Source organism: Candidatus Pseudothioglobus sp. Uisw_041 (genome assembly GCF_048087625.1).
Taxonomy (GTDB): domain Bacteria; phylum Pseudomonadota; class Gammaproteobacteria; order PS1; family Pseudothioglobaceae; genus Pseudothioglobus.
The window spans coordinates 783121-796537 of record NZ_CP159805.1 but is presented as its reverse complement, the minus strand read 5'-3'; the positions used below and the strand labels follow the sequence as shown (position 1 = coordinate 796537).

Below are 13417 nucleotides of genomic sequence, written 5' to 3'. Positions count from 1 at the left end.
TTTGCTTAACCTTAATTAATTGATGATACACAGTCAAAAATTAAGGGAAACACCTTTTTCATTGAACCAGTGTGTGTCTTTTTTACTAAAACCAACTTTAACAGACTCGCCGCTCTTGATAATGGTTTGAGTATTTAATTTTATAGAGATTTCTTGATTGTCTATTGTTTCACCATAAAGATAGCTATCAGAACCTAGCTGATGATCAGAAGCATCTATTTCTTCATTAACTTCAATTAAACTCATAATTCCTCCTTCTCACAAATAATTAGCTCTGATTCAGAATCATTCAAAATCCGGCATATCTCTTTGGGTGGTTCTTGATCACATATAACTTTTGACACATCTTGAATTTGTCCACCACGAACATGTGCAGAACGACCAAACTTTTCGTGATCTAAAACTAAAAGACTTTCTCGTGAGTTATTAAGTATCGCCCTTCTAATCTGAACCTCTTGATCATCAAAGTCTAAAAGGACTCCATCCATATCAACTCCACCAACACCAAATACGCTAAAGTCAGTCATATAAGAACTAAAAAAGCTCTCTACAGGACTTCCAATCATATCAAAATCTCCACTACGAATGCGTCCACCAGAGCAATTAACTTCGAAAGTAGAGTTCGTACTTGCAGTTTGTGCAATTATTAAATTGTTTGTAAAAATCTTTAAATCTTTATGTCTTAAAAGTGCCCTCATAACCATTTCAGGAGTGGTTCCAAGGCCAAGGGATATTGAGCTACTATTTGGGATTAGTTTGGCAGCATGTTTTGCTATGGCTCTTTTAGCGACTCTGTTAAGAACCTGCCTTGTTCCATAAGCAAGATTACCTTCAGTTGATATGGATTCAACACCACCATGTTTTCGTCTCGCTTGACCAAAATCACAAAGTGCATTTATATCCCTTCTAACTGTTTGAGTGGTAATATCAAATCGCTCAGCCAGAGTCTCAACAGTAATAAACTCTTCTTGACGAAGAAGGTCTGAGATCTCAGCTTGTCGAGCAGTTAAATCCATTCTTATAATCAAAAAAGTTCATTTGAACTATAATTCTACCATGTATAAACAAATTATATTTGTTATAGGCATTTAAAAATTTATAGTACCTAAGGCACCTTTTTTATACTTAAAATTTATAATACTTACATACTGGTCTTGTCTTTAATAATTAACTTCATTATTGCAGGCATAAAGAAAAAGTCTGCCAACACAGCGACTAAAATTGTAATAAAAGTAGATTCAATACTAATGAGCTCTTGGCCTGGCGAAAAATACTCATACCGTTAATCGCTTTTCGCTAATCAGATCAAACAAATGAATATTTTTTAGATCGATGGAAAACCGCATTTTAGTGTTCTTATTTTCGGGAAAATATACGCCAGGGATACTGACTGTGATGGTATCGTCTGTTGCCGTCAGTTTTCCGTGTAGGAGAGTATTCGCTCCAAGCGGCTCAGAGTTCTGGATTACAATTTCCATCGGCCCATTAGGGTCTTGAATCAAATGTTCCGGGCGTAGGCCAATTTTCACTGGACCATTTACATTATTAAGCCCATGACCAATTTTAGTATCACGAATATAGATGTCTTGGCTATTTAAGCTTCCCTCAAAAATATTCATTGCGGGGCTTCCAATAAATTGCGCCGCAAAGACTGAGCTTGGCGTTTCATATACCTCAAGGGGCGTGCCAATTTGTTCGGCAATCCCATCCCGCATAACAATCATTCGATCTGCCATAGTCATCGCTTCGACTTGATCATGCGTTACATAAAGTGATGTCACTCCAAGCTTTTCTTGTAATTCGCGGATTTCCAATCGCATTTGGACCCTAAGTTTAGCATCAAGGTTCGAGAGGGGTTCATCAAATAAAAATACTGCTGGTTCGCGCACGATCGCACGGCCCATTGCAACTCGCTGCCGTTGTCCGCCTGACAGTTGTTTGGGCCTTCGGTCTAGCAATGGCTCTAATTGCAGTAACTTGGCGGCCTCAACAACTTTGGCGTCAATCTGCTCTTTGGGCATTTTGGCGATCTTGAGTCCGTAGCCCATATTTTGGCGCACAGTCATATGTGGATAAAGCGCGTAGTTTTGGAAAACCATGGCGATATCTCGATCCATAGGTTCTTTTTCGTTAACAAGGTCACCACCAATAAAGACTTCTCCCGCCGAGACAGTCTCTAATCCAGCAATCATACGTAGCAACGTGGATTTACCACAGCCAGAAGGTCCAACAATTACGATGAACTCACCATCTGCAATGTCGGTTGAAATACCTTGGATAACATCTGTTACACCGAAGCTTTTCTTGACGTCCTTAAGGGAAACTGTAGCCATATTTGATCCTATTATTAATTAATGTACTCTATTTCTCACTATCGACAAGGCCACGGATAAACAGTCGTTGCATACTAACGACGACAATCACAGGTGGGATCATCGCGAGGATTGAAGTAGCCATAATCACGGGCCATTCAGCCACGTCATCACCCGATGGAAACATTTGTTTAATTCCCATGACAATCGTATTCATCTCGGGCTCTGTGGTGATGAGTAAAGGCCATAGATATTGGTTCCAACCATAAATAAATAAGATTACAAACAATGCTGCGATGTTTGTCCGGCTCATTGGTAACACAATATCCAAAAAAAATCGCATTGGGCTTGCGCCATCAACGCGTGAGGCCTCGGCGAGCTCATCGGGGATTGTCAAGAAAAATTGACGAAACAGGAATGTGGCAGTGGCTGAGGCAATCAAGGGGAAAATTAGACCACTATAGCTATTGAGCATGCCAAAACTTGCAACAACTTCGTATGTCGGCACAATGCGAACTTCAACAGGTAACATTAGAGTTAAAAAAATCATCCAAAAGAAAAAATTGCGGCCTGGAAAGCGAAAATACACAATTGCAAAAGCTGAAAGCAGCGAGATGATAATCTTGCCAACTGCTATGCTGATTGCCATTATAAAGCTGTTGACCAACATCGTTGAGACAGGAACGTTGATACCAGAGAAAAGTGCCTTGGAGTAATTCTCCCAAAGTTGGTCTCCTGGCCATAGCGGCATCGGCGGCTTCACAATTTCAGGTTGGGTTACGGTGGAAGCTACAAAAGCTAGCCAAATTGGAAAGAAAATAATCAGAACGCCCAGAATCATAAAAACATGAGTTAGCCATAAACCGGAACCCCGTTTTTCAACCATTCCATGTATGTCTTTAGCCATCAGTAATGTACCCTTTTTTCAATATACTTAAATTGGATAATGGTCAGCAGACCCACCACAAACAACAAGACAACAGATTGTGCTGCTGACGAACCAAGATCCTGACCAATAAACCCGTCAGAAAAAACTTTATAGACTAATACGGTTGTTGATTGCTGAGGTCCACCGGATGTAATCGTATGAATCACGCCAAAGGTCTCAAAGAAGGAATAAACGATATTTACAACCAGCAAGAAAAAAGCAATTGGCGACAAAAGAGGGAGAACGATTGTCCAAAATCGTTTCCAGAACCGAGCACCATCAATTGCTGCTGCTTCAATAACGGATCGGGGCACCGCTTGGAGCGCTGCTAAAAAGAACAGAAAGTTATAACTAATACGCCCCCAAGCTGAGGCTATAACGACAAGGCCCATGGCCTCGCCTCCATTCAAGACATGGTTCCAATCATATCCAAGATGTCCAAGATACCAGGACACGACTCCAACGCGAGTGTTGAACATAAACAACCATAATACACCTGCAATAGCTGGCGCCACAGCATAGGGCCAAATTAGCATTGTGCGGTAGACGCCAGACCCTTTGATTAACCGATCTGCCATCACAGCAAGAAATAGTGCTGGAATCATCGAGCAAAGCGATACGAGGATTGAAAACACCGCAGTCGTCACAAAGGACGCACGATAATATTTATCACTAAAAAGAAATTCAAAATTACCTAGTCCCACGAATCTGGACGATAGGCCAAAGGGGTCAGGAATGAAGAGTGATTGCCAAATCGCCTGACCGGCGGGGTAGTAAAAGAAAACAGCAGAGACAAGAACTTGTGGAGCAATAAGTAAAATGGGCAACCACCAGCCACGAAACGTGACGCGTTGATTCATAGTCTCTTCCTTTTTAAGATAGGCAGGCCAAAAGGAGGCCTGCCGTTGTTTTTTAAGTCTTAACGATTTGCAGACTCAAAGCGACGCAGTAATGCATCACCACGCTCTTTTGCGCTATCCATCGCCTCTTGAGCTGTTTTATCTCCAGACCAAATACCTTCAAGCTCTTCGTCGATAATACCACGAATCTGGTCAAAAGATCCAAGACGTAGACCATTAGAGTTAGCCGTTGGTTTATTTGCCGTCATCTGGATTACAGCAACTTCAGTGCCTGGGTTTGCAGCATAGAAACCAGACGCACGCGTTGCATCGCCTGCCTCAGCTGTAATAGGCAAATATCCCGTGTCTTGATGCCATTGAGCCTGAACATCGGTTGATGACAAGAAGCTTAGGAATTCACCTGCACCAGTATACTCAGCATCGCTATGACCTTCCATGACCCATAATGATGCGCCACCGATGATTGTATTCTGAGGACTGTTTCCAAGGCCTTTCCAATATGGCAATGGACGAACTTCAAAGTCGAATGTAGCTTCTTTTTTGATGCCCGCATATCCAGCCGAACTTTCTGTAAACAGCGCACATTCACCAGAACGGAAGTTAGCTCCACCCTCATTGCGACGTCCAGTATAAATGAACTTCCCATCTTTAGCCCATTGGCCCATTGCAGAAAGGTGTGCGACTTGTGCTTCACCATTCAAAGTCAGCTCAGTGTCAAGACCTGCAAAGCCATTATCTTGAGTGGCAAAAGGCACGTCATGATAGGCTGAGAGATTCTCAAGATGAATCCAGCTTTGCCAAGCAGTAACAAGTGGACATTCTTCCCCACCAGCTTTTAAGGCAGTCAACGCTGTACCAACGCTCTGCCATGTCGATAGATCAGTATCTGGGTCAACACCAGCTGCCGCCATTGCATCACGGTTTACCCAAAGTACTGGCGTCGATGCATTAAAAGGTAGGGATAGCATGTCACCCTCAGTAGAAGTATAATATCCTTTGACCGCACCAATATATGCATCCTGGTCAAACGATGCTCCACTTAGTTCCATTACTTCATGCAGTGGACGGACTGCACCACGGGCTGCCATCATTGTTGCAGTACCAACTTCAAACACCATAAGGATGTGAGGTTGTTCGTTCGCGCGGAACGCTGCAATGCCGGAATTGAGAGTTTCAGAATAGTTGCCCTTATGAGTTTGAACGACTGTATAGTCGGTTTGACTTGCATTGAAATCTCCAACTTGTGTCGCGACAAGCTCCCCTAAGCGACCAGTAAACGCGTGCCAAAAATGGACTTCGGTTGGCTCTGCTGATGATATTGGTGAGAACAAGGTTGCAGCAACCAATGCTCCTGAAAGATAATTTTTCATTTTTTTCTCCGTTGCATCATTGTAGATGCTTAGTTAAAAAAGAAGCCTAAAGATATGACTTCAGCTAAATATTAGTTATTTTGTTACAAATTAAATATACCACAAATAAACATTAAATATTATTACTTTGAATATTATTATTATTCAAACCATTAAAAAATAGGTCTTTATGCGATATATTTCACTAATAATCACATGAATTTTGGTTAATTATGGTAGAATATCAATATAATTGTTCACATGAACATATAATTAATAAAAGTCTTTATTTATTGCATTATTATTCCAATTTATCAATAAGCCAAATCTAATTACTTACTACTAAAGAATCAGGAGATCAAATGGATAATATTTCTGCTATGTCTAAGCAGCAACTGAATGAGGTAAAAATCATTCTTACAGATATAGACGACACATTGACCACTGATGGGAGGCTAAAAAGTAATGCTTATAGCGCTCTAGAGAATTTATCAAATTCTGGCTTTATCGTTATTCCAGTAACGGGTCGATGCGCAGGCTTGTGTGATCACATTGCAAGGATGTGGCCAGTTAATGGTGTAGTTGGAGAGAATGGTGCTTTTTTCTTTAGTTATAACCATGAATCTAAAAAAATGCAGCAGACCTATTGTCAGACTCCAATAGAGCGAAAAGAGAATCATCTAGCTCTTCATGATATTAAAAATTCCATCCTTAAAAACGTCTCTGGATCTGCCTTAGCTTCTGATCAGGATTATCGGCACACAGACCTAGCTATTGATTTTGCTGAAGACGTATCACTATTATCACCTGAGAAGATTAAAGATATTGTCAAAATTGCTGAAAAAGCTGGAGCAATGGCAAAGGTTAGTTCAATCCATATAAATTGTTGGATTGGAAGCCACAACAAACTATCGACAAGCCTATCAACACTCGATCAAGTATTTGGAATCAGTAAATCAAATATACAAAATGAAGTTCTCTTTATTGGTGATTCGCCAAATGACTCAATGATGTTCGATTATTTCGCTAAATCAGTTGGAGTAGCGAATGTTATGAATTGTATTGATGAATTAAATCAACCACCAAAATATATAACATCAAAGCACTCTGGTGATGGGTTTGTTGAGCTTGCTGATTTACTTTTAAGGAGATAGTTTTTTAAACTTACTTGTTCAAAATAAATGTCAAATATAAACGATAAAATTTATGATGTATTTATAGCTGGTGGAGGCATTAATGGCGTTGGAGTAGCTCGAGATGCTGCTGGGCGAGGTTACTCAGTATGTCTATGCGAAATGAATGACTTTGCTTCTGGCACTTCATCATCCTCAACTAAACTCATTCATGGAGGTCTTCGTTATCTTGAGCATTATAAGTTTCGGCTAGTTCAGGAGTCTCTAAAGGAGCGTGAAATTTTATTAAATATGGCTCCCCATATAATTTGGCCAATGAGATTTATTCTTCCTCATACAAAAGGAATGAGACCTAGATGGTTCTTAAGATTGGGGTTAGCAATTTACGACCACTTAGGACACAGAAAAATTTTACCAGGAACAAGTAATGTAAATTTTGCCAGTCAAAAAACAAATTCTCCACTTAAAGATACTTTTAAGTCTGGATTTGAGTATTCAGATTGTTGGGTAGATGACTCCAGATTGGTCATATTAAATGCAGTTGACGCTGCCTCAAAAGGAGCCTCATTAAGAAACTATACAAAGGTAACAAATGCAACTAGTTCAAATGGCCTGTGGACAATCTCAACAAAAAACTCTTTAAATGGTAAAGTAGAAATTGTTAAGGCAAAAGCTTTTGTTAATGCATCTGGACCCTGGGTTGATAAGGTTTTAAAAGAATCTTTTAAAGTTAAAGATTCAAAAAATGTTCGTCTTGTCAGAGGGAGTCATATTGTTGTAAACAAACTATATGAGGGTGACAAGTCATATATCTGCCAAAATAAAGATGGGCGCATTTTCTTTATAATTCCATATGAAGATAATTTCACATTGATTGGTACAACAGATATTGATCATGGTAAGTCAGCTGATCAAGTAAAAATAAGTGAGCAAGAAAAATCATATATCTGCGAGTCAGCAAGTAGTTATTTAAAACAAGAAATTACAACAAATGATATAGTCTGGAGTTATTCAGGGGTGAGACCACTCTATGATGATGGTGCAAGTAAAGCTCAAGAGGCAACTAGAGATTATGTTGTTTCAGCCAAGGAATATGACTACTCATTAATGATTAATATTTTTGGCGGAAAAATTACAACTTACCGTCGATTATCAGAAACAATTCTTGAACATATCGAGAACTTCCTTGGTAAACGAGGCAAACCATGGACTGAAAATTCTCGCCTTCCTGGAGGAGAAATCAAAGTTGCAACTCTTTCTGAATTTGAAGCAAAGTTAAAAAATAAATATAGCTTCTTTACGAATGAACTTATAAGAAGACTTGCAAGGTCATATGGAGAAATTTCTTTTGATATTTTTGGTGATGCAGATAGTTTAGATGCGTTAGGTGAAAATTTTGGAGGTGGATTATATGAAGCTGAAGTTCAATACTTAATTAACAATGAATGGGCTAGGTCTTCAGATGATATTCTTTTTAGGCGCTCAAAGCTTGGATTAATACTTTCTGAGACAGAAATAGAAAACCTTAACTTATTTTTGAAAAAAAATAATACAAAATCCCAATCCTCAGAAAATATAGTACCTTCAGAAAATAAAGAGGTTCTTAAGGCATGAGTCTACTAATTGAACTTTTAGGATCAATTGCACTTCTGTTGTGGGGTCTTCGAATGGTTCGAACTGGAGTGATGCGCTCCTATGGTAACAACCTAAAGAGTTTAGCGCGTCGATCAGAAGGCAAAACCCTGCCCGCGTTTACATCAGGATTACTGGTTGCGGCTTTGCTGCAAAGCAGCACAGCAGCCATTTTAATATCTGCATCATTTGCAGGTCAGGGACTTATCAGTGTTGGCTCTGCTTTTATAACAATGTTAGGAGCCGATGTTGGAACCTCAGTAGCGGTTCTTATTGCCTCTCAAAAATTTACGACTCTAGCCCCCCTGCTCTTAGCGATGGGCGTTTTTGGTTTTATTGGCTCTAAAGTCAACAAATGGCAAAATGTTTTTAGGGCAATCAGTGGACTAGGATTAATTCTATTCGCTCTTTCATTAATTGCATCAACTGCTGGCGGCCTATCAGAACTAACACAATTTACTGCGCTGTTAAATATATTTGAGGATCAGCCCATATTCTTTATTCTTTTGGCATTGATTCTGACTTATCTTTCATACTCAAGTTTAGCAATTGTTTTGCTGTCTGTGAGCTTTCTAGCCACAGGTGTGATTGGAGTAAGTGAGGGGTTATACCTTGTGTTAGGTGCAAATTTAGGAAGTGGGATGCTTCCTCTTATCTCAAACTGGAGAGGATCCATACAAGAGCTGACGCCAGTATTGGCAAATCTCATTGTAAGAGTAGTATGTATTTTGGCTTTTTATCCATTTGTTGACTTCGTTGCCACATTTGGATTAAAGTTTGTTTCTATTGAGTTATTCCCCGCAATTTATCACCTGTCTTTGAATTTGATTGTGGCTATTGTAGGCGTTATATTTTCTAAAAATATTCTTATGCTTGCAGCAAAAATGCTCTCTAATCTTGAGGAGAAAGAGCTTAGTCAGCCTAGTTTTTTAGAAGCAAATAATTTTGCAATGCCAGCAATTTCTCTTGCTAGTGCAAAACGCGAAGCGATTCATATGGCTGAGATTTCACAAAAAATGGTTGTCTCTTCACTCGCTGTTCTTCGAGATGACAATATCGCTTTACGCAGTGAAGTAATTAAAAATGAGGATATAGTAGATAACATATTTGATTCAATAAAACTCTATATAGCAAGGATCTTACAAGAAGAATTAACGCCTACAGAGACTCAAAAAGCTTTAAATATCCTTAACTTTACAACAAGCATGGAGCATATTGGCGACATTATTAATAACAGCTTAATGGATATTTCTGGGAAAAAAATTGATAAACATATACAGTTTTCAAAAGAAGGATTAAATGAAATCATCTCTATACATGAGGTTGTTTGTTCAAATTATGATCTAGCTATTAATACCTTTGTCTCTGATGATTGTGAGCTTGCAAGAGTGCTTTATGAGAAGAAACAAGAGCTCCATAATCTTGAAAAACGCTCTGTCACTAAACATCTTCAGAGGATTGGAAAAGGCATTACTGATAGTTTAGAAACCAGCTCTATGCATATTGATGTAATCCGTGATTACAAGAAAGTAAATAGTCTTTTATCTTCAGTGGCTTATCCAATTTTAATTGCTTCAGGTGAGATTCTAGAGTCAGGGTGGAAGCAGAAAATATAGGCAGTAGCTTTAAAATAGAGCAGCTAAAAATGTCTAATAATTAAGAAATTAAACTAGGCTACTTATTTAGAAAGAGTTCGACTCACTGCATCCTTCCAGCCTAATAGCTTTCTTTCTCTTTTAGCATCAGACATTTTTGAACTAAATTGTTTTTCAGTCTCCCATGATTCTGCAAACTCTTCAATAGAAGGATAAAAACCTATCTGCATTCCAGCAAAATAAGCCGCTCCCAATGCAGTAGTTTCTAAATTTTTTGGACGCTCAACCGGTAAATTTATTAAATCTGTAAGCATCTGCATAGTCCAATTTGAAGCCGACATACCACCATCCACTCTAATAGTACTTAACATATCATGTCCTAAGTCATTAGAAATTGCATTCAAAAGGTCACAAGTTTGATAGCACACAGACTCTAGCGCGGCTTTTGTTATTTCTGCAGGCCCTGTATTTCTTGTAAGGCCGAATAAAGCACCTCGGCAATCAGAGTCCCAATAAGGCGCACCAAGACCGACAAATGCAGGCACTAAATAAACATCTTCTCCTGGATCAGCATTCATAGCTAGAATATCTGATTGATCAGCTGCATCTATAAACTCAAGCTTATCACGGAGCCACTGGATGGCTGCGCCGGCAACAAAAATTGATCCTTCAAGAGCGTAGCATGGCTTATTGTTAATTTGATATGCAATTGTTGTTAATAATTTATTATTTGACTCAACTGGAACCTCTCCAGTATTTATTAGAACAAAACAACCAGTACCATAAGTAGACTTAACCATACCTGGTTTAAAGCAGGCCTGACCAACTAAGGCTGAGGGTTGATCGCCAATAAGGCTGCAGATAGGAATTGAAGAGCCAAAAAAAGACTTATCGGTATCACCAAAATTAGAAGCGCTATCAAGCACCTTTGGCAGCATTGATTTAGGGATATTAAAAAGTCTTAATAAATTATCATCCCACCGGCTTTCGTGGATATTGTACAAAAGAGTTCTAGATGCATTTGTAGCATCCGTTGAATGGACTTTTTTATTACTTAGCCGCCATAGTAAAAAACTGTCTATTGTTCCAAAAAGTAACTTGCCAGAATTAGCCTTATTTCTTGCATCATCTACATTGTCAAGAATCCAAGAGATTTTGGTTGCACAAAAGTATGGGTCAAGTACAAGTCCAGTTTTTTTAGTGACACTTTCCTCATGTCCAAGATCTCGAAGTTTTTGACACTCATCAGAGGTCCTTCTGTCTTGCCAAACAATTGCTTTATATACAGGCACCCCACTTTCCTTATCCCAAACAACAGTAGTTTCACGTTGATTTGTAATACCTATTGAAGCAATTTGGTTAGAATTAATTTTTGCCTTATTAATTGCAATATTGCAGCTATCAAGCACTGAAGACCAAATTTCTTCTGGATCATGCTCTACCCAGCCTGAATGTGGAAAAAACTGAGTAAACTCTTTTTGGCCAATTGATACAATTTGATAATTTGAATCAAATAATATAGCCCTTGATGAAGTAGTTCCTTGATCAATTGATAGAATATATTTATCTAACTTGGACATAATTAAAAACTCCTATTTCCAAATAATGGAACTTAGTTCTACTATTGTAAACTTATTCAAAATAGTATACATTATCTGCTAAAATTATATCAATAAATGAGCTGTTAATCATATACAACAGTTGATTTAATGTATTTATTTATTTATTATCTAGAAAAGTTATGGCAAAAGAGAAACGGGGCGATGGAACTGTTGGCAAAGCACTTGATGTTTTAAATGAAGTTGCAGAAATTGGCTCACCAGTTCGATTTTCAAGCCTTTTAAAAACCAGCAAATATCCTAAGGCAACCCTATATAGACTTCTCCAAACCCTCCTGAATCAAGATATGCTGAGCTACAATGATGAGGAGCAAACCTACAAGCTAGGACTAAAGTTGGTTCGTATGGCACACGCAGCCTGGCTTCAGAGCTCTCTCGCCCCGATAGCCCTTCCATTTATTGATGAATTGTCTGAGAAAGTTGGTGAAACCGTTCACTTGGCACAGCTTGATAATGGCCAAGTATTGTATGTTGACAAAAGAAACCCTAGCTCACCAATTGAAATGTACTCTCAAGCTGGCAAAGTTGGTCCTGCATACTGCACTGGAGTAGGAAAGGCAATGATGGCATTTTTAGATGAAGATGCGCTAAGTAGAGTTATTTCTAAACAAGCATTCTTTAAATATACTGACTTTACAATCACCTCTGAAAAACAGCTTCGCAAAGAACTAACTATAATAAAAAAGCAAGGAATAGCCTTTGATAAACAGGAGCATGAAGTAAAAATTATTTGTATTTCGTCTCCTATTTTGTCTTCAAAAGGGAGAGTGATTGGCGGCTTATCAATCACCAGCTCAATTGACATTCACAGCTTAGAGAGCCTTCAAGAATTCAAGCCTCAACTACTTAAGACCTCAGAACTAATTGGGAAAGAAGCTGGTGCATGGAATTTTCCTGAACAAAACAACTAATATAAGGACACCTTTGATATGGCATCATTAAAGATATCTAAAGCGACAAAGAAATACGACAAATTGCAAGTTATCCATGGAATTGATTTAGAAATCGAGGACGGTGAATTTTGTGTTTTTGTTGGGCCATCAGGTTGTGGAAAATCAACATTACTCAGAATGATCTCTGGCCTTGAAGAAGTAACCACTGGTGAGATTCATATTGGTGATAAAGATGTCACTACCATGCATCCAGCGGACAGGGGTATTGCAATGGTTTTTCAATCTTACGCTTTATATCCACATATGACGGTTAGAGAAAATATGGGCTTTGGTCTTAAAATGACAAAAGTTCCTACTGATGAAATTAACAAGAAAGTTAATGATGCTGCGAGTATTTTGCACCTTGAAGATTACATGGATAGAAAGCCTAAAACCTTGTCAGGTGGACAAAGACAAAGAGTTGCCATTGGAAGGTCAATTGTAAGGGGTCCAGAAGTATTTTTATTTGATGAGCCTTTATCAAATCTTGATGCAGAACTTAGGGTTGAAATGCGCGTTGAAATCTCTCGTCTTCATCGTGAACTAGGGACAACTATCATTTATGTCACCCATGACCAAGTAGAAGCAATGACGCTCGCCGATAAAATAGTCGTTCTAAAAGAGGGTTTAATTCAGCAAGTAGGTAAACCATTAGAGTTATATGAAGATCCACAAAATATTTTTGTTGCAGGCTTTATTGGCTCACCAACAATCAATTTTTTAAAAGGAAATATTGTTGATTCAAAGCTAACAATACCTAATCTTAAGTCCTCAAAAATCAAAGTAAGTAAAGCAGTTGCCTCATCTAAGTCAGAGTTAATTGTAGGATTAAGGCCTCAGCAATTAAAGCTCACTAAGTCAGGAGATCTTGAAGTAGAATTCACTGAAGCTCTTGGAGACATTTCGTATGTTTACTTAAAAACCTTGAGTGGTGAAAGAGTTGTTGTAGAGTCAAGAGAGGAAAAATTGCCCTTAACAGGATCAAAAGTTGGAATAGAAGCAAACACAACTTCAGCCCTATTTTTTGACCCTAAAACCGAACTTCGAGTCAAATAAC

The 13417-nt window shown here is 38.6% G+C and carries 12 protein-coding genes; 5 read left to right on the top strand and 7 right to left on the bottom strand.

The window, feature by feature from the left end; genetic code table 11:
- Positions 1 to 33: 33 nt before the first annotated feature.
- The 6 genes from ABXT44_RS04005 to ugpB all read right to left on the bottom strand — a co-directional run bounded on the left by ABXT44_RS04005 (position 34) and on the right by ugpB (position 5470).
- Positions 34 to 246, bottom strand: coding sequence for a hypothetical protein (locus tag ABXT44_RS04005; protein ID WP_416679448.1), 213 nt, complete (start codon positions 244 to 246; stop codon positions 34 to 36).
- Positions 243 to 1016 (bottom strand): DeoR/GlpR family DNA-binding transcription regulator, encoded by a 774-nt coding sequence (locus tag ABXT44_RS04000; protein WP_416679446.1) that lies wholly within the window; start codon positions 1014 to 1016, stop codon positions 243 to 245. Before ABXT44_RS04000 ends, ABXT44_RS04005 begins: the two co-directional genes overlap by 4 nt.
- A 258-nt stretch (positions 1017 to 1274) precedes the next feature.
- Positions 1275 to 2333, bottom strand: a complete 1059-nt coding sequence (locus tag ABXT44_RS03995) for an ABC transporter ATP-binding protein (RefSeq protein ID WP_416679443.1) — start codon at positions 2331 to 2333, stop codon at positions 1275 to 1277.
- A gap of 28 nt (positions 2334 to 2361) precedes the next feature.
- Entirely contained in the window at positions 2362 to 3198 is an 837-nt protein-coding gene (ugpE, locus tag ABXT44_RS03990; protein WP_416679545.1) for a sn-glycerol-3-phosphate ABC transporter permease UgpE, read from the bottom strand.
- 20 nt (positions 3199 to 3218) lie between these two features.
- Positions 3219 to 4100, bottom strand: a complete 882-nt coding sequence (ugpA, locus tag ABXT44_RS03985; RefSeq protein WP_416679440.1) for a sn-glycerol-3-phosphate ABC transporter permease UgpA — start codon at positions 4098 to 4100, stop codon at positions 3219 to 3221.
- 59 nt (positions 4101 to 4159) lie between these two features.
- Positions 4160 to 5470 (bottom strand): sn-glycerol-3-phosphate ABC transporter substrate-binding protein UgpB, encoded by a 1311-nt coding sequence (ugpB, locus tag ABXT44_RS03980; protein ID WP_416679438.1) that lies wholly within the window; start codon positions 5468 to 5470, stop codon positions 4160 to 4162.
- Between the two features lie 341 nt (positions 5471 to 5811).
- Between ugpB and ABXT44_RS03975 the strand changes: the two genes are divergently transcribed.
- Genes ABXT44_RS03975 through ABXT44_RS03965 form a run of 3 tightly spaced genes read left to right on the top strand, consistent with a single transcriptional unit; the run spans position 5812 to position 9830 of the window.
- Positions 5812 to 6603, top strand: coding sequence for an HAD-IIB family hydrolase (locus tag ABXT44_RS03975; RefSeq protein ID WP_416679436.1), 792 nt, complete (start codon positions 5812 to 5814; stop codon positions 6601 to 6603).
- 27 nt (positions 6604 to 6630) lie between these two features.
- On the top strand, positions 6631 to 8196 hold the full coding sequence (glpD, locus tag ABXT44_RS03970; protein ID WP_416679434.1) for a glycerol-3-phosphate dehydrogenase: 1566 nt from the start codon (positions 6631 to 6633) through the stop codon (positions 8194 to 8196).
- Complete coding sequence (locus ABXT44_RS03965; RefSeq protein ID WP_416688259.1) at positions 8193 to 9830, top strand: Na/Pi cotransporter family protein; 1638 nt, start codon at positions 8193 to 8195, stop codon at positions 9828 to 9830. The genes glpD and ABXT44_RS03965 overlap by 4 nt, the downstream gene beginning before the upstream one ends.
- Before the next feature lie 62 nt (positions 9831 to 9892).
- On the opposite strand, the gene glpK is transcribed toward ABXT44_RS03965, so the two are convergent.
- Positions 9893 to 11389: a glycerol kinase GlpK gene (gene glpK, locus ABXT44_RS03960; protein ID WP_416688258.1), complete on the bottom strand. Its 1497-nt coding sequence runs from the start codon at positions 11387 to 11389 to the stop codon at positions 9893 to 9895.
- A gap of 161 nt (positions 11390 to 11550) precedes the next feature.
- On the opposite strand from glpK, the gene ABXT44_RS03955 reads away from it, so the two are divergent.
- Positions 11551 to 12339: an IclR family transcriptional regulator gene (locus ABXT44_RS03955; protein WP_416688256.1), complete on the top strand. Its 789-nt coding sequence runs from the start codon at positions 11551 to 11553 to the stop codon at positions 12337 to 12339.
- Between the two features lie 18 nt (positions 12340 to 12357).
- Positions 12358 to 13416: an ABC transporter ATP-binding protein gene (locus tag ABXT44_RS03950; RefSeq protein WP_416679425.1), complete on the top strand. Its 1059-nt coding sequence runs from the start codon at positions 12358 to 12360 to the stop codon at positions 13414 to 13416.
- The last annotated feature ends 1 nt before the right edge of the window (position 13417 follow it).